The following is a 17,703-nucleotide window of genomic DNA, read 5'->3' on the forward strand; positions in this document are numbered from 1 at the left end:
TTTTGCTATTTAAATTAAGCCTTAGGAAACGGATAAAAGCTATATAATATCAGTCCCACAATCAGTCCGAACAGAGCGCCAAAAAAGACTTCTAAGGGTTTATGACCTAAAAGCTCCTTAAGCTGCTCTCTCTTTTCATAATTGTTCAGGTTGTGATGCTTCAGAGTGCCCACCAGCTGCTGGAAATCCTTTGCCATTTGATTTAATGCCACAGCGTGCTGCCCAGCCTGTCTTCTGACTCCTGTTGCATCGTGCATAACGATAATGGTTAAAATGAGACTAATCGCAAATGCATTGGATTGAATACCCTCTGTCAGTGCCATGGCGGTTGTAAGTGACACCACAGTTGCCGTATGGGAGCTTGGCATTCCTCCAGTACTGAAAAACAGCTCAAACTTCCATTCCCGCTTTTTTATGTAATGAAGAGGAATTTTTATCACTTGAGCAAGTAAAGAAGCAAGTAAAGCGGCTAAGATTGGATAAGAAATGACCATGGTGTACCTCCTGACTTTCTGTTTAGCAGAGTGAGCTGCAGGGTTTGTATTTTAAAGGAAGTTTTTACAACAATCAAGTGAGCCATTTTGTAGTCTTCCTAATTTCCGTAAACTTATGATAGACTATAGCCATGTACAAACACAGTAGGGAGAGTTAGCCATGAAAAAAAAGGATTATGCAGTCATTGGACTTGGGCGATTTGGCGGTAGTATTTGCCTTGAGCTGAGTAAAGAAGGAATGGATGTCATGGCCATTGACCTGGATCCTGACCGGGTAAATGAATTTAAAGATATCGCTTCTCATTCAGTCATTGCAGATACAACAGATGAAAAGGTTTTAAGAGAGATAGGTATACAAAATATAGATCATGTGATCGTAGCCATCGGTGATAACATTCAGTCCAGTATTTTATCAACCCTTATGTTAAAGGAACTGGGGATAAAGAGGATTACCGTAAAAGCACAAAATGATTATCATGAGAAAGTTTTAAACAAGATTGGTGCCGATTATGTTGTCCATCCTGAACGTGATATGGGACGCCGAATTGCCCATAATATCATTTCCAGTAACGTCTTAGATTATCTGGAGCTTTCCGATGAGCATAGTGTGGTCGAAGTAAAAGCCGGGGAGAAAATGGATGGGCAGACCCTTGTTGATCTCGATATTCGTGCAGAATATGGATGTAATATTGTAGCGATAAAAAGGGATAAAGAAGTGCTTGTATCCCCGCTGGCGACAGAGGAAATTCGCGGAAATGATATTCTGATTGTCATTGGTGCTGATAAGGATATTTCCAGATTTGAGAAAAATTTAGTTGTGGAAGATGACTAAGCACCTGTGGGGAGGAGTCGGGACATAACAAATAGCTTGGTCCTAAACCGAATGACAGGATGTCTTAGCGGAGTATTTTTCCGGAGCGGTGGTTTCTAAACATATCTTAATACTATAAATTGCTGCAACACAAAAAGCTGCCTCTTAATGAGACAGCTTTTTATTATATGACCGTTGATTCTAAACCTCCATAATAATAGGGAGAATCATCGGCTTTCTCTTTGTTTTTTCGTAGAGGAACGGTGCAATGGTGTCGGTAATTTCATTTTTAATTTCGGACCATTGGCTGGTTCTGCGTTCCATTACTTTTAGCAGGTGTTTGGAAACCAGCTTCTGTGCTTCTTTTATTAAATCCTCAGACTCTCTCATATAGACAAACCCTCGAGAGATAATGTCCGGGCCAGAAGCAATCTTAAATTCCTTCATATTGATACTTACGACAACAATTACAAGGCCTTCTTCTGAAAGGATTCTGCGGTCCCGCAAAACAATGTTTCCGATATCGCCTATACCACTACCATCGACGTAAATCGAACCAGAAGGAATTTTACCGGCAAATGAGGCAGTGTCTTTTCCTAATGCAAGTACATCCCCATTATCTAGAATAAATGAATCTTTTGGGTCAACTCCACAATCACTGGCCAGTTTCATATGCTCCACTAACATACGGTATTCACCGTGAATAGGCATGAAGTATTTTGGTTTTAGTAAACGAAGCATAAGCTTTTGTTCTTCCTGGGATCCATGCCCGGAAGTATGGATATCATTTAATGAACCATGAATAACTTCTGCCCCGGCACGGTAAAGCATGTTAATCATACGACTGACACTGATTGTGTTACCTGGGATTGGTGACGAAGAAAATACCACCGTGTCATCAGGCTGAATCTGGATCTGTCTGTGTGTTCCATTGGCAATACGGGAAAGGGCTGCCATTGGTTCACCTTGAGATCCCGTGCATAGTATTGCCACTTCATTACTTGGGAGACGGTTAATCTGGGATGCCTCAATAAAAGCATCCTCAGGTGCCTGAATATAACCTAATTCTTTTCCTACCTGAATATTTTTTTCCATACTGCGTCCAAATACAGCAATTTTTCGATTATTGTTTACAGCTGCTTCGACAGCCTGTTGTAAGCGGTGGATATTGGAAGCGAATGTTGCAAAAATAATTCTTCCTTCCACATTACTGAAAATCTCTCGTATACTTTGTCCTACTACACGTTCAGACAGAGTGAATCCAGGGACTTCACTGTTTGTACTATCTGATAATAAACACAATACCCCATCTCGTCCGATTTCTGCCATTTTCGTCAAGTTGGCAGGTTCACCTACAGGAGTGAAGTCAAATTTGAAATCTCCTGTATGAACAATATTTCCTGGTGGTGTTTTTACAACAATACCGTAAGAGTCAGGAATACTATGCGTTGTGCGGAAAAAGGATACGGATGTCTTACGGAATTTAATCACATCTTCCTCTTGAATGGTATGAAGCTTTGCATTCCGTAATAACCCATGTTCTTCTAATTTACTTTTTACTAAACCGATCGCAAGCTTACCCCCATAAATAGGGATATTAATTTCACGTAATAAATAAGGGATGCCTCCGATGTGGTCCTCATGCCCGTGGGTGAGGAATAATCCCTTAATTTTGTCCTGGTTTTGAACAAGGTAGGTATAGTCTGGAATGACATAATCAATTCCTAAGAGTTCGTCTTCAGGAAACTTAATTCCTGCATCAATTAAAATGATTTCATCCTGGAATTGAATGCCATACGTATTTTTTCCGATCTCACCTAGACCACCTAGTGCAAAAACCGCTGCCTGATCATTTTTAACGAATTTCATTTATAGTTTCTCCACTTCGAAGTTTTCTGAGCCCTGCTCATATTCCAAGTGTTTTTCACTTAGTTGAATAATATGCTCAATATGAACATTGCGATCGGATAGTTTTTTACGAATTTCACGTTCACTTTCTGCTTCCACATACATGGCTTGGGTCCGTTCTCTAATTGGAACTTCCTCCGGGCTTTCTTGATAAAGTACTTTATAAATCATGTCGATCTCTCCTTACTAGATAAAAATTCATATCCTGATTCCACTGTAAATTGTTGTATTGGACAAACGTATATTATATTGATTTAAACAGGTACGGAGGAAATACTATGCATATTTTTTTCGACCCAAAAGATCCTTCCAACGTCTTTTTAGCTTTTCCCTTAAACGTTTCAATCGCATATCGAAGCTCCTTTCATGTGTATTGAAAAGCTAAGAAAAAACGCTATCTATTTATTTGCCGACCCTTTCCCAAGTACTTTTAGTATAATATGGTTTGCGCAAGAATGAAATAGATAAACCTTAAAGTTTATAAAAATTATTTATATCACGCATTGCTTACATGCATTATTCTAACCAGAAAAACCAAATTTCATGAATAGAAGAAAATATAAATTGCTGAAGAACGAACATACAATTTGCAGGAATATAAAAAAGTCGCCAAAACAGAAATGACATCCTGTTTAAGCGACTCTTCGGACATAATATTCAGCCTTGCTCCTGGTCAACAGGCTTTGCGTTTTCCGGAGGGTGGAAGGGATTTTCTTCATTGATATGGTCATAAAACATGACACCGTTAAGATGATCAATTTCATGTTGAATGACAATGGCAGGATAGCCTTTTAATCTTAGTTTCACCTGATTCCCATCAATGTCGTATGCTTTCACGGTTACCCGTGCATGGCGGGGCACAATGCCTGGCACCTCACGATCAACACTTAAACAGCCTTCTCCGCTTGAAAGATAACCACCTTCAACCGAATGACTGACAATTTTAGGATTAAACAATGCATAGCTATGCAATTTTCCTTTTATATCTTCTACATGTATGGCAAGCATACGTTTATCCAAACCTAACTGAGGTGCTGCCAGTCCAACACCAGGACGCAGGTTATATTTTTCAGCCGTTTCTTCATCCTGACTGTTTTTTAAGAATTGAAGCATCTCTTTAAGGGTTTCCTGATCTTCCGTTGTGGGAGGAATCGGAACTTCTTTTGTTACGGTTCGAAGCATTGGATGGCCTTCGCGGACGATATCATCCATTGTAATCATGTTTGACACTCCTCTATATTTCATTGTTCCTATATATTGTATATTATCATAAGGAGTATGAAAATGTTTAAAGATTGAATGCCTAATTGGCTTTTAAAAAACATATTATAGAAAAAACATGTGTGGTATACTTATAAAGAAGTAGCCATAAGGAGGAAGGAAATGTTGCGAAAAGGAAAAGGAATCTTAGTAATGATTTTCGTAATGTTCTTAATGGCCTCGTGTCAACAGGGTCCTTCTGCTTCGGAACAAATGTACAATCATTTAGAGAAAGCAGTTGAGTTGGAAAAGAACTTCGGGGAACAGCAGGAACAGCTGGTTTCATTACAAAATGAAGAACAAGCATTGTATGAACAGATTTTAGAATTGCCGGAAAGTGAAATGGCCAAGATAAAGAAGCTCTCCGATGAAGCCGTTTCGATTTTAGAGCAACGCAAGGAGATCATTCAGTCAGAAAAAGAAAGCATTGATGCGGCAAAAGAAGAATTTGATAACGTTGATTCCGTGATAGAGGATCTGGAATCAGAGGAACTTCAGTCAAAGGCTAATGAATTGAAAAAAGCAATGGAAACACGATACAGTGCCTATGAAGATTTACATAAGGCCTATAAAGAAGCTCTGAAACGTGATGAGAAACTGTACAGCATGCTGAAAAATGAAGAGCTGAAAATGGAAGATCTGGAAGCCCAAATTGAAAAAATCAATGAGAGCTATGACCAGTATAAAGAAGCCAGAGCTGCGTTTAATACTGCTACGGAAAATTATAATGATTTAAAAATTGAGTTTTACGAGGCAACAGACCTGAATATTAAGTTTGAAGGCAATAACCAGGACTCTCAGACAGAGGAAGAGTCTACAGAGGGTGAAGGAAAAGAAAAACAGGATACAGAAGAAAATAATGAAAACAATGAAGAAAATAAAAAAGATGAAAAGGAAAAAAGCACAGATGACTCTAAATCTAAGGAAGACTCCGAGTAGGTAGTTTGATCGTGTGTGTATTCCAAAATAATCGTCTGAATGGCAAAACTTAAAGAAAGGCATACCCGTCGAATGTTGATGGTTATGCCTTTTTATTGTTTTAAAGATAAGATCTCAGGAGAGGCAACATTCGTTCATAACACTGAAGATGAATTAAAAGTGCTGAAGGCAGGCAGATATAAAATAGATAAAACCGCTACAAAGGGTACTTATTCACTAAGATTTAATCCCGGCTTTTATCTGTATCATCAGTAAGTTGTAACAGTTGGGTACTTAAAGTGATACAGTTTGGGCAAAAACTGATACAGAACACCAGGTATACATGCGTGTTATAAAACACTTGTAACACGCTATTTGGAAAGATTTTAAAGAAACAAATTAAATGTTTGACGTATAAATAACTTTGAGCTAAACTCAAATTGTACTAATGAAAAACACCTTTCATTGTGTAACAGTTTTGCACCGATCAGTTCTCAAATAATTGAGCACGAAAAATACAAAAATATTGAGTACTTCTCCTCAATTTTTGGGAAACCTAATGATGGAGATGATTTTTCAAAGGAAAGGATAGGTGATTGAGTTGTTCAAAAATTCACTTGAAAACATCGAGAATCAATTTGAAATGATTCAAATTTTGAATGAAGAAGGCGAAGTTGTAAATAAAGAGGAAATGCCTGATTTATCAGATGATGATTTGAAAGAACTTATGCGCCGCATGGTATATACACGAGTGCTGGATCAGCGTTCTATTGCCTTAAACCGTCAAGGTCGTTTAGGCTTCTATGCACCAACAGCTGGTCAGGAGGCTTCCCAATTAGGCAGTCAATTTGCTCTTGATCAGGAGGATTATCTCCTTCCGGCTTATCGTGATGTGCCTCAATTAATCTGGCAGGGTCTGCCTCTTTATAAGGCTTTCTTATTCTCCCGTGGTCATTATAAAGGGAATCAAATGCCAGAGGGTGTTAATGCTTTAAGCCCGCAAATCATCATTGGTGCCCAATATACTCAGGCTGCAGGTGTTGGCTTAGGCTTGAAAAAACGTGGAGAAAAAGCTGTTGCTATTACATATACAGGCGATGGTGGAGCTTCCCAGGGTGACTTTTACGAAGGGATTAACTTTGCAGGTGCTTATAAAGCGAATAACGTATTTGTTGTTCAAAACAACCACTTTGCCATTTCTGTTCCTGTTGAAAAGCAATCAGCAGCAAGCAGTGTAGCCCAGAAATCAGTTGCAGCAGGTATTCCTGGTATACGTGTAGACGGAATGGATGTATTGGCTGTTTATAAGGCTGTTCGTGAAGCAAGAGAACGCGCAATTAACGGTGAAGGTCCTGCCCTTATTGAGACTGTTACGTACCGTTATGGTCCTCATACTATGGCTGGGGATGACCCTACACGTTATCGTACGGAAGAATTAGATGATGAATGGGAAAAGAAGGATCCATTAATCCGTTTCCGTAAATACCTGGAAGCTAAAGGACTATGGTCTGAAGAAGAAGAGAACAATACCATTGAAACGGCTAAAGAAGAGATTAAAGCCGCTATCAAGGAAGCAGATGGAGTGGAAAAACAAAAGGTAACAGACCTGATCTCCATTATGCATGAAGAACTTCCATCTAACCTTAAAGAACAAATGGAAGAATATAAAGAGAAGGAGTCGAAGTAGATCATGGCACAAATGACGATGATTCAAGCGATAACTGATGCTATGCGTACGGAGTTAAAAAATGACGAAAACGTATTAGTTTTCGGTGAAGATGTCGGTCAAAACGGCGGTGTGTTCCGTGCAACTGAAGGTTTGCAGAAAGAATTTGGCGAAGATCGTGTATTTGATACGCCGCTTGCAGAGTCAGGAATAATTGGTATGTCTGTAGGTCTATCGACACAAGGTTTTCGTCCTGTGCCTGAAATTCAATTCTTTGGCTTCGTCTTTGAGGCAATGGATGCGATTAATGGTCAGGCAGCACGTATGCGTTACCGCACCGGCGATACCAAAAACGCACCAATCACTATCCGTTCTCCATTTGGCGGCGGCGTACACACACCTGAGCTGCACGCAGACAGCTTAGAGGGTCTTATTGCACAGCAACCAGGTGTACGAGTGGTTATTCCATCTACACCATATGATGCAAAAGGTTTGTTGATTTCATCCATTCGTAATAACGACCCTGTTGTTTACTTAGAGCACATGAAGCTTTATCGCTCATTCCGCGAAGAAGTTCCGGAAGAAGAATACACAGTTGATTTAGATAAAGCGAATGTAAAACGTGAAGGCTCAGATATTACACTTATTGCTTATGGTGCAATGGTACACTCTGCCTTAAAAGCTGCAGAAGAACTTGAAAATGATGGCATTAGCGCTGAGGTTATTGACCTTCGTACGGTAAGTCCGGTCGATTACGAGACGATTCTTGAATCTGTGAAGAAGACCAATCGTGTTGTAATGGTTCAGGAAGCACAGCGTCAAGCAGGAATTGGCGGACAGGTAATGTCAGAAATCCAGGAACGTGCAATCCTGCACTTAGAGGCTCCTGTATTAAGAGTTGCGGCTCCAGATACCGTATATCCATTTACAGCAGCAGAAGAGGTATGGTTACCAAATCATCAGGACATTATTGAAAAGGCAAAAGAAGCGATTAACTTTTAATAGAATGAATAGGAGGGAACTCTAGTGGCCTTTAATTTCAAACTCCCAGACATTGGTGAAGGTATACACGAAGGTGAAATTGTAAAATGGTTTGTTAAACCAGGAGACGAAGTAAAAGAAGATGATGTACTTTGTGAGGTACAAAACGATAAATCTGTTGTAGAAATCCCATCTCCTGTTGACGGTACAGTCACAGACGTAAAAGTAGACGAAGGTCAAGTAGCCACCGTAGGCGATACACTAATCGTGTTTGACGCTGAAGGGTATGATGAAGAGCCGGATACAGGTGGAGGCGAAGAAGCCCCTAAAGAAGACGCGCAGGAAGAAACGAAAGAACAGCCTGCACAAGCAGACGAACAGGAAGCTGCAGAAGGCGGACGTGTAATCGCAATGCCATCTGTACGCAAATATGCCCGTGACAAGGGAGTAAACATTCAGCAGGTTAGCGGTTCCGGTAAGAATAATCGTGTGCTGAAAGAAGATATTGATCGTTACCTGAGCGGTGACCAGGCAGACACTGCTCAAGCGGCTGAAGCAGCAGAGCCAGCAGCTGCATCTGGTGCACAGCAGGTGGCAGCAGAAGGACAATATCCAGAAACTCGCGAAAAAATGAGCGGAATCCGTCGTTCTATTGCCAAAGCTATGGTAAAATCGAAACAGACTGCACCGCATGTTACACTTATGGATGATGTGGATGTAACAGAACTTGTTGCACACCGTAAGAAATTCAAACAAGCGGCATTAGACCAGGATATTAAACTTACGTATCTTCCATATGTCGTAAGAGCTCTTGTTTCAACGTTGAAGAAATATCCAACATTGAATACATCCATTGATGATGAAACCGATGAAATCGTTCATAAGCATTACTACAACATTGGTATTGCAGCAGATACAGACAAAGGACTTCTTGTTCCTGTTGTCAAAGATGCTGACCGTAAGTCCATCTTTGAAACCTCTGCAGAAATCAATGAATTGGCAGCCAAAGCTCGTGATGGCAAGCTGGCACCAGACGAAATGAAAGGTGCATCATGCACAATTACCAACATTGGTTCTGCTGGCGGACAGTGGTTCACTCCAGTTATCAACCATCCAGAGGTAGCGATCCTTGGAATTGGCCGAATCGCTGAAAAACCAGTGGTACGCGATGGTGAGGTTGTTGTAGCTCCAGTATTAGCATTGTCATTAAGCTTTGACCACCGTATCATTGACGGTGCAACTGCTCAAGAAGCGTTGAACCATGTTAAACGCTTGTTGAATGATCCACAATTAATCATGATGGAGGCGTAATATTATGGTAGTAGGAGATTTTCCAGTTGAAGTAGACACACTTGTCGTAGGAGCAGGCCCAGGCGGATACGTTGCAGCTATCCGCGCTGCTCAAATGGGCCAAAAAGTTACGATTGCTGACAAAGGCGATCTTGGCGGGGTTTGTTTAAACGTTGGCTGTATCCCATCCAAAGCCTTAATTTCAGCAGCTCATCGTTATGAAAATGCCAATCATTCCGATGATATGGGAATTACGGCAGAAAATGTGTCTGTAGACTTTTCAAAAGTTCAAAAGTGGAAGTCCGGTGTTGTTCATAAGCTTACCAGTGGTGTTGAAGGCTTACTTAAAGCAAACAAAGTGGACATTGTAAAAGGTGAAGTTTACTTTGTTGATCAAAACACAGCAAAGATTATGGATGAGAAAAATTCTCAGACCTATAAGTTCAACAATTGCATTATTGCAACCGGATCCCGTCCAATTGAGCTTAAACCATTTCCATATTCAGATCGTGTATTAGATTCTACCGGAGCGCTAAACCTTTCCGAGATTCCGGAAAAATTAGTGGTTATCGGTGGAGGCTACATCGGTTCTGAGCTTGGTACCGCTTATGCAAACTTTGGTACGGAAGTTACTGTTCTTGAAGGTACAGATGACATCCTTGGCGGTTTTGACAAATCCATGACTTCTATTGTAAAACGTCGCCTGAAGAAAAAAGGTGTAAACGTCATTACAAACGCTATGGCACAAGGCGTTGAAGAAAAGAAAGATGGCGTAACGGTTAAATATGAAGTAAAAGGAAAAGAAGAAACCGTTGATGCTGACTATGTACTTGTTACAGTCGGTCGTCGTCCAAATACAGACGAACTTGGATTAGAGCAAGCAGGTGTGGAACTGACGGATAAAGGTCTGATTAAGATTGATAAGCAGTGCCGTACCAATGTATCCAACATCTATGCTATTGGTGACATTGTTGAAGGACCACCACTTGCACATAAAGCATCCTATGAAGGAAAAATTGCCGCAGAAGCCATCAGTGGTGAAGCATCCGAAATTGACTACATGGGGATTCCAGCTGTAGCCTTTACAGATCCTGAGCTTGCAAGCGTTGGTTATACAGAGGACGCTGCAAAAGAGGATGGATATGATGTAAAAGTAGCGAAGTTCCCATATGCAGCCAATGGTCGTGCTTTATCTCTGAATGACACAGACGGCTTTGTCCAGCTTGTCACTCGTAAAGAGGACGGTCTCGTCATCGGCGGACAAGTAGCAGGTGCAAATGCAAGTGACGTCATTGCTGAAATAGGTCTTGCTATTGAAGCAGGCATGACTGCAGAAGATATTTCTCTAACCATTCATGCACACCCAACATTGGGCGAAATGACTATGGAAGCTTCTGAAGTTGCGCTTGGCATGCCAATCCACGTACCAAAATAAAGGTAATAACATAAAAAAGCTGCTCCTTTTTGGGGCAGCTTTTTTAATGCAACAATATAGTAAAAACGCTATGTCTATTTCAGATTCCTTATTTTTTCTTTTAGGCAATTTTCTAAAAGGTTGTTGTTTTGCACAAAGGATATACGATGTGCAATAAATTCGGAGCTTTAGGATGTGTGCTATCTCGTCGCTACGGGAATATACTTCGCTTTCACCAAAAGGGCACAAATGCGACATCTATTCAACTCCCTAAGGTCGTTTTCATAGTGTCTTCTTTGCCGTGGGCGGCTCCGGTCGCCTTCGCTTTTCTTTGTGGGGTCTCACCTAGGCCTTCCTCCCACGACGAACAGGACGTTCTAATGTCGGTGTTGGCACAGGACGTGCCGCTTTTAACCGACAAGGAGTCTACGCATATTCCCTCCGCTAAAACAGCGATTCACTCGTTACTAACATTGGATAATATAGGTATGACAAGATCTCAATATACTTACAATCAGAACATCCATTTAGTGGAGGCAGAACACGTAGACTCCTATGGGAACAGCCCGTGGTGAAGACCCCGCAGGAAGCGTTTTTTGCTTCCGAGGAGGCTGAGGCCGGGCCCATGGAAAGCGAAGTGTTCTGCCGGAACGTATGCATCCACTCATCTTGATTCAGAACAATCTAGCTGTATTTTAAGGATTTTATCTATGGCGCATGATCTATCAAAAACAACAATCACTATGAAAAGAGCCTTCCTTTAACAGTAAAATCCATTCAGCTTTTTCCCATATTTTATTCCTCTGTTTCATAAATATAAAATACAGGATATTGAAACGATGAGGATGATAGGGATGTATAAATGGACATTTTTACAGCTCCTGATCATTTTATGGAGTGTATACATATTGACAACCTACCTGTCTGCTAAGGATCATCCGGTTGTGAATGTACTATTTTTTATCTGGTTTTTTGTTTTAGCCTTTTATGGAGGAAAGTATTTTATTTCAAACTCTAAAATCCGACTCTTGTACATTGCGCTTGCATTTGGTGCCGTTTATGGAGGTTACTGTCTTTGGCATCTCTTTACATAAAAAGACTCCCTTGACCTTAACTGGACAAGGGAGTCGTGTTTTCTATTCCTGCTTTTGAGCCTGTGCGTGCCTTTTTCGACGTTGTAAAGGATAATACTTCGCTTCTTCATCAAATTCTTTCAGTAAAGCAAATATAATCAGCAGCAATACAAAGGTGAAAGGGAAGGCGGCAATAATTGAAGCTGTCTGCAGTGCTCCTAAGCCACCCTGCCATAACAGCACTGCCGCGGTTGCAGAAATAATAATTCCCCATATAAATTTCACCTTTTTCCCTGGGTTTAAATCTCCATGAGTTGTCTGAGTTCCTAAAACAAAGGTTGCTGAATCTGCAGATGTAATGAAAAACGTACTAATAAGCAAAATCGCCAGGGTTGACGTAATAATACTAATAGGGTATTTCTGTAATACCGTAAATAAAGCTACTTCATTTCCTTGGTCATTAATTACATTAATAATATTTAATCCCTGGTGATATTCAAGGGATATAGCTGAGCCGCCGAATACGGAAAACCATAATGCACCAAAAAGGGTTGGTACTAACAGAACGCCGAGCACAAATTCCCGTACGGTTCGCCCTCTGGAAACACGGGCAATAAAGGTACCGACAAATGGTGCCCAGGCGATCCACCAGGCCCAGTAGAAAATGGTCCAGTCCTGAACCCAGGTGCTATTTTCATCAAACGGTGTCATTCGAAAACTCATCGAAGGAAGGTTTTGAACATAGCTTCCTAATGTGGTTGTAAATAAATCCATGATAAAGTTTGTCGGTGCTGCGAACAGCAGGAAAAACATGAGTAAAATGGCAAGGACAATATTTGTATTACTGAGATATCTTATTCCTTTGTCCAAACCTGTCATAGCTGAGAATAAAAATAATACGGTTACGATGGCTATGATAATCAGTTGTAAACTCATGCTTGTTTCGACACCAGGAAATAAGAAGCCTATACCACCATTAATTTGCTGGGCACCTAATCCAAGCGAGGTGGCAACACCGAAAATGGTGGCAAAAACGGCAATAAAGTTAACGGTTGTACCCCATCCGCCTTTCATTTTATCTCCAAATAAAGGCTCTAAAATGCTGCTTACCAGACCAGGGGACTCTTTTCTAAATTGAAAGTAAGCAAGGGCTAAAGCAAGAATAGAGTAAATAGCCCAAGGATGCAGTCCCCAGTGAAAGAAGCTGTATCGTAAGGCCATTTTTGCTGTATCCTCTTCTTCCAATCCTATTTCAGGCGGATTATGAAAGTGGGAAATCGGCTCAGCCGCTCCCCAGAAGACAAGCCCAATCCCCATACCTGCACTAAATAACATCGCAAACCAGGTAATATAAGGGTACTCAGGTTTGTCTGAATCCTTTCCAAGAACAATATTCCCATACTTAGAGGCAATAAGGAAAATAGCAAAAATTAAAAAGGCTGTAGCTGATAGTAGGTAAAACCAGCCAAACTTATCAACCAGGAAGCCTTGTATATTAGATGTAACATTTTGTAAACTCCAATCTCCTACCCAATCATTTGGCAATACACCCCAAACGATGAAGAGTAAAGAGACGACTAAACTGATATAAAATACTTTTGAAACTTTACCCATAGCTGATAATCTCCTCTGCTGTTATTTATTATTTATCTTCTTCAATTTTGTGTTCATTATGTGTCATTCGTTGAAGTTCTTCTAATATGCGATGTAAAAATAACAGCTCATACAGAACAATCGTCTGGGGTGGCAGGTGTTCAGCAGATTCAGCTTTTTTTATATGTTCCTCCTTCCAGTGCCAGAATTCATCATCTAAGGTTTCGATCCGCTTATAATGTGCCTCTGAAATGACGTGCTCAGGATTTCTCAAAATATCTGCAATCGATACAAAAATCTTATGTAAAAGCTTCCTTTCCTCTTCATTAAAAGCATTTTTCTTTAATTGTACAAATTGTAAATTTCCCACATGATCAATCATTTGCTGTAAGTAGGTTAATTTCTTCTGGCAAAAGTGAAGTTGACGAAAAGCCTCCTTGGAGTATCTATGGTATCTCCACTCTTCCCGCTGAAAAGCGATGAGCCGATAAGTCTGATTAATCTCCCGGATAATCTGCTGATATAGGATTCGATTTCTCTGTTTTCGATTTTGCTTATGATCCAATACAAATTCACTAATTGTAAGGTTTAAACGGGCCGCTTTCTCAAATAGCCGGTTCATGTTGTTATGTATTTTGTCTGTATAATCCGGAGGGAGTAAGAAAAAATTGACACCTGTTGAGACGATAATCCCTATGGATGTTGTCGCTAATCGTACCAGAAAGGACTCAAAAGAATTTCCCTGAAAATCCGGGATCATCGCAATAGCCGTTAAAGTAGCAACAACGATTCCTTCATCCAGCTTTAGCTTATGACAAATCGCAATGGTTAACATAGCCGCAAGGGCGTAGGTAGCCGCACTTTTTCCAAATGCCGTATAAAAGGATACAGATAAAAACGCTCCAATAGCCGATGCTGGAAATCGAACCATCGCTTTTTTGATAGAATCAGCAGCTGTATGTTCAATGGTAACGATAGCTGTCATTACAGCGAATATAACTGGGAACTGAAAAATTTGACATATAAGTGCCGTAAGAAAAACGGATATACCGGTTTTAATGGTTCTTCCGCCTATTTGGAAATGTTTTTTTATAGATGTAAGCATTTTTTAATTCCTCCAAGCATGCCCTGTAAACTCTTGATGTCATGTATATCCAATCATCCTTAAATATAACATAATCTAAGTGAAATGAAATTCCATGCCCATGATCTATAGTATTTTCTGTATAATAAACTTAAGATTATTTTTTACATCATTTGGGGGGATGAACATGAAGAAATTTGGCATTTTCATGTTGCTTCTTATCTTAATGGGATTGACAGCATGTAATACCAATGAAAGTGCAGACCAAGAGAATAAGAAAAAAGAACAGGAAATCAATGAACAGCAGCAAAAGGATCAGGCTGGACAAAGTGAAGAAGAAAAAGAAAAAGAAGCCCCTGCTAAAGAGGACGAGGGTACTGGCAATCCCCCGGAAGATTCTGCAGAGAAAGAAGAACAGGATAAAACTGAAAATAAAAAACCCCAGTATGAGATTTCCGAAGTCTGGAGCGTACAGCCAATCGTTGAAGATGCGAATGAGAAAGTTGTCTTATTAACCTTTGATGATGCACCCGATGAGCACGCTGTGGAGATGGCAAAGACCCTGAAAAATATGGATGCACCTGCCATTTTCTTTATAAACGGACATTTTATTGATACGGAAGAGGAACAGGCCAAACTTAAGGAAATTGCAGACATGGGATTTGCCATTGGAAACCATACGTTTAACCATACGAAATTAGACGATGTTTCTAAGGAAAAGCAGAAGGAAGAAATTGTGAGATTAAATGATGTAATTGAGGAAGTCACAGGAGAGAGACCAAAATTTTTCCGAGCCCCTCATGGAGTGAATACAGAATATGCAAAACAGGTAGTAAAAGAAGAGGGAATGACCTTAATGAACTGGTCTTATGGCTATGACTTTAAGCAGGAGTATATGTCAGAGGAAGCCATCGCAGATATTATGGTTAATACAGAGCTATTATCCAATGGCGCCAATCTGTTAATGCATGACAGAAAATGGACCGCTGCAGCCCTGGAAGAAATTGTAACAGGACTACGGGAAAAAGGATATGAAATGGTTGATCCTCAACTTATAAAAACCCCTTAGGGATTAAAGCCCCAATGTCAGGAATTCTGATGTTGGGGCTTTTTGTGTTAGAATGCCTTAACACGTTTTCCTTATTTACTCATCACTCTGCCGTTAAATAATTGCAGTTTGCCTCCGGTTTTTTTGCGGAAGAACTTTGCAAATTCATTTGCCTTGCTTTTATCTCCATGCGTTGCGGTGGATGGGAGGGTGATTTGGATTTTGTTGGCTTCTTCACTCACGCCCATCAGAATGGTGTCATAACGGTCAAGGATTCCTTTTAACTGCAAATAGTGCCCCTGATCGTTCTCTTTTTCTTCAATGTTGTATGGAAAGGCGTGATTTTCATAATTCCAGTCCAGCTGTTGACCCGTCTTTGTGGTCATCTCCTGATAAACATTCAGCCATTCCTTCACATTTTCCAGGGTTATCGAGTTGCTTTCATCTGCATACACAAAGGAACTTCGACTCAAATCCCTCACCCCTAATCATGGCATTTCTTTTATCTTATCATGAAACACACATAAGTAACAGAATATTGTGTCAAATAGTTAAGGCACAAAAAAATGACATATAAATTTTAAAATGTCATACTAATTGGGCTTGAAAAATAAAATGTGACATATTAAAATAAACCCATAGGAATCATAACGTTAAGGAGCTGGTTTCGGTGATAGGTACCATTGTTTGTCAGGACTGCCAACGTGTGATTGATCATTTTGAAGATGAGAAAGTGACGACCCTGTACGGAAAAGGATGCGAATGTCATAACAAACGTAAATAAGAAGAGATTTGAGCTGTCCCCACAATAGGCGGACGGTTCTTTTTTTACAATAATGATCACTTCATCCCGGTTCACAAATGATTTACTTATGATACGATGAAGAAAAGAAAAAGGGGAGGAGATTTATGTGGGCATTGAAACAAGAATAACAAAACTGTTACATATCGATTATCCTGTGATTCAGGGAGGGCTTGCTCATCTGGCTTATGCCGAATTAGCTGCTGCGGTTTCCAATGCTGGAGGTCTCGGCCAAATTACAGCCATGAGTTTGGAAAACGAGGATCAGCTACGGGATGAAATCCATAAAGTTCGTTCATTAACAGATAAACCATTCGGTGTTAATTTTGCTATTGGCCAGCATGGGCGTGCATTCGAACACATGGTAGCTGTAGCCCGTGAAGAACAGGTTCCTGTCATTACGGTTACAGGAGGAAATCCAAAGCCTGTTTTAGATATGGTAAAAGGTACGGACATTAAAAAGATGGTTCTTGTTGCTGCAAAGAGACAGGCTGTAAAAGCAGAAGAACTTGGTGCTGATGCTGTTATGGTAGTCGGCCATGAAGGTGGAGGACATCTGGGACGTGATGATATCGGAACCTTTGTGTTAACACCACAAGTTGCCGATGCCGTTGATATTCCTGTTGTAGCCTCAGGCGGAATCTCTGATGGGAAAGGACTAATGGCTGCTTTGGCTTTGGGAGCTGAGGGAATTGAAATGGGTACACGCTTTATAGCAACAAAAGAATGTGTTCATGCCCATGAGTCCCATAAAAAGCAACTCGTGGAAGCAGATGAAAAATCCACGGTTGTCATTAAACGTTCTCTTGGCGCACCTGCAAGAGCATTAAAGAATCAGTGGACAGATAAAATTCTTGAATTGGAAGAGGCTGAGCCAGGGTTTGAGACATTGAAACCGTATATAAGTGGTGAAACGAATAAACGCTATATATACGGAGAATCTGAAGATGGATTTGGATGGGCCGGACAGGTAACCGGCCGAATTCATGATATACCATCCGTAAAAGAACTGTTCGACCGGATTCAAAACGATATTGAACAAATCAAAGCAAAATGGAGTCAGGGTTAATAGAAAGGGGACAACCAATGGAGTACAACTACCCAATAGATGAATCATGGGATACCAATGAAGTTATGGACGTCATACACTTTCTGCAGCTGGTGGAAACCGCCTATGAAGATAAAGTCGGACGTGATGACGTATTAAAGGCTTACAATCGCTTCAAGGAAATTGTTCCTTCCAAGACAGAGGAAAAACAATTGGACAAAGAATTTCAAAAGCAGTCAGGCTACTCGACCTATCGAACTGTTCAAAAGGCTAAACAGGCCGATAATGGGGAATCCATAACTATGAAATAAAG

At 40.5% G+C, this 17,703-nt stretch carries 19 protein-coding genes; 12 read left to right on the plus strand and 7 right to left on the minus strand.

The genetic code is table 11. From position 1 onward, the window contains the following. Window positions 1-14 precede the first annotated feature (14 nt). Window positions 15-494, minus strand: coding sequence for a divergent PAP2 family protein (locus tag ACZ5OK_RS07585; protein WP_343840754.1), 480 nt, complete (start codon window positions 492-494; stop codon window positions 15-17). Between the two features lie 160 nt (window positions 495-654). Here ACZ5OK_RS07585 and ACZ5OK_RS07590 point away from each other — a divergent pair, with 160 nt between their 5' ends. Then, window positions 655-1,326, plus strand: a complete 672-nt coding sequence (locus ACZ5OK_RS07590) for a potassium channel family protein (protein WP_343840757.1) — start codon at window positions 655-657, stop codon at window positions 1,324-1,326. A 180-nt stretch (window positions 1,327-1,506) separates the two neighbouring features. Here the strand turns inward: ACZ5OK_RS07590 and rnjA are convergent, their stop codons facing one another. The 3 genes from rnjA to def form a co-directional block, all read right to left on the minus strand. After that, a complete protein-coding gene (gene rnjA / locus ACZ5OK_RS07595) occupies window positions 1,507-3,174 on the minus strand; it encodes a ribonuclease J1 (protein ID WP_343840759.1) in 1,668 nt (555 codons plus the stop codon). Continuing rightward, a complete protein-coding gene (locus ACZ5OK_RS07600; protein ID WP_343840761.1) occupies window positions 3,175-3,384 on the minus strand; it encodes a DNA-dependent RNA polymerase subunit epsilon in 210 nt (69 codons plus the stop codon). It abuts the gene before it with no gap. Window positions 3,385-3,870: 486 nt separating this feature from the next. After that, the gene (gene def, locus ACZ5OK_RS07605) at window positions 3,871-4,434 is read right to left on the minus strand and encodes a peptide deformylase (protein ID WP_343840764.1); all 564 of its coding nucleotides are present in this window, start codon (window positions 4,432-4,434) and stop codon (window positions 3,871-3,873) included. Between the two features lie 162 nt (window positions 4,435-4,596). Between def and ACZ5OK_RS07610 the strand changes: the two genes are divergently transcribed. The 7 genes from ACZ5OK_RS07610 (at window position 4,597) to ACZ5OK_RS07640 (ending at window position 11,836) form a co-directional block, all read left to right on the plus strand. Then, on the plus strand, window positions 4,597-5,412 hold the full coding sequence (locus tag ACZ5OK_RS07610; RefSeq protein ID WP_343840767.1) for a YkyA family protein: 816 nt from the start codon (window positions 4,597-4,599) through the stop codon (window positions 5,410-5,412). 39 nt (window positions 5,413-5,451) lie between these two features. Next, window positions 5,452-5,667, plus strand: coding sequence for a hypothetical protein (locus ACZ5OK_RS07615; RefSeq protein WP_464758654.1), 216 nt, complete (start codon window positions 5,452-5,454; stop codon window positions 5,665-5,667). A gap of 367 nt (window positions 5,668-6,034) precedes the next feature. Further along, window positions 6,035-7,078 (plus strand): pyruvate dehydrogenase (acetyl-transferring) E1 component subunit alpha, encoded by a 1,044-nt coding sequence (gene pdhA, locus ACZ5OK_RS07620; protein ID WP_343841506.1) that lies wholly within the window; start codon window positions 6,035-6,037, stop codon window positions 7,076-7,078. 3 nt (window positions 7,079-7,081) lie between these two features. Further along, window positions 7,082-8,059, plus strand: a complete 978-nt coding sequence (locus tag ACZ5OK_RS07625; RefSeq protein WP_343840773.1) for an alpha-ketoacid dehydrogenase subunit beta — start codon at window positions 7,082-7,084, stop codon at window positions 8,057-8,059. A gap of 24 nt (window positions 8,060-8,083) precedes the next feature. After that, a complete protein-coding gene (locus tag ACZ5OK_RS07630; protein WP_343840774.1) occupies window positions 8,084-9,349 on the plus strand; it encodes a dihydrolipoamide acetyltransferase family protein in 1,266 nt (421 codons plus the stop codon). A 4-nt stretch (window positions 9,350-9,353) separates the two neighbouring features. Further along, window positions 9,354-10,763, plus strand: a complete 1,410-nt coding sequence (gene lpdA / locus ACZ5OK_RS07635; RefSeq protein WP_162038782.1) for a dihydrolipoyl dehydrogenase — start codon at window positions 9,354-9,356, stop codon at window positions 10,761-10,763. An 833-nt stretch (window positions 10,764-11,596) separates the two neighbouring features. Further along, a complete protein-coding gene (locus ACZ5OK_RS07640) occupies window positions 11,597-11,836 on the plus strand; it encodes a hypothetical protein (protein WP_343840778.1) in 240 nt (79 codons plus the stop codon). A 42-nt stretch (window positions 11,837-11,878) separates the two neighbouring features. Here ACZ5OK_RS07640 and ACZ5OK_RS07645 read toward each other — a convergent pair whose 3' ends face one another. Further along, on the minus strand, window positions 11,879-13,429 hold the full coding sequence (locus ACZ5OK_RS07645) for a glycine betaine uptake BCCT transporter (RefSeq protein ID WP_343840781.1): 1,551 nt from the start codon (window positions 13,427-13,429) through the stop codon (window positions 11,879-11,881). 28 nt (window positions 13,430-13,457) lie between these two features. Continuing rightward, window positions 13,458-14,513, minus strand: coding sequence for an aromatic acid exporter family protein (locus tag ACZ5OK_RS07650; RefSeq protein WP_343840783.1), 1,056 nt, complete (start codon window positions 14,511-14,513; stop codon window positions 13,458-13,460). Window positions 14,514-14,679: 166 nt separating this feature from the next. Between ACZ5OK_RS07650 and ACZ5OK_RS07655 the strand changes: the two genes are divergently transcribed. After that, window positions 14,680-15,561, plus strand: coding sequence for a polysaccharide deacetylase family protein (locus ACZ5OK_RS07655; protein WP_343840785.1), 882 nt, complete (start codon window positions 14,680-14,682; stop codon window positions 15,559-15,561). A 71-nt stretch (window positions 15,562-15,632) separates the two neighbouring features. On the opposite strand, the gene ACZ5OK_RS07660 is transcribed toward ACZ5OK_RS07655, so the two are convergent. Beyond that, window positions 15,633-16,013, minus strand: a complete 381-nt coding sequence (locus ACZ5OK_RS07660) for a DUF1885 family protein (protein WP_343840787.1) — start codon at window positions 16,011-16,013, stop codon at window positions 15,633-15,635. Window positions 16,014-16,213: 200 nt separating this feature from the next. Here ACZ5OK_RS07660 and ACZ5OK_RS07665 point away from each other — a divergent pair, with 200 nt between their 5' ends. From ACZ5OK_RS07665 to ACZ5OK_RS07675, 3 genes are all read left to right on the plus strand, one after another. After that, window positions 16,214-16,324 (plus strand): GapA-binding peptide SR1P, encoded by a 111-nt coding sequence (locus tag ACZ5OK_RS07665; protein ID WP_343841507.1) that lies wholly within the window; start codon window positions 16,214-16,216, stop codon window positions 16,322-16,324. 127 nt (window positions 16,325-16,451) lie between these two features. Beyond that, on the plus strand, window positions 16,452-17,411 hold the full coding sequence (locus ACZ5OK_RS07670) for an NAD(P)H-dependent flavin oxidoreductase (RefSeq protein WP_343840789.1): 960 nt from the start codon (window positions 16,452-16,454) through the stop codon (window positions 17,409-17,411). A gap of 17 nt (window positions 17,412-17,428) precedes the next feature. Beyond that, window positions 17,429-17,701, plus strand: coding sequence for a UPF0223 family protein (locus ACZ5OK_RS07675; protein ID WP_343840791.1), 273 nt, complete (start codon window positions 17,429-17,431; stop codon window positions 17,699-17,701). Window positions 17,702-17,703 lie beyond the last annotated feature (2 nt).

It is taken from the genome of Salinibacillus aidingensis (assembly GCF_055393355.1).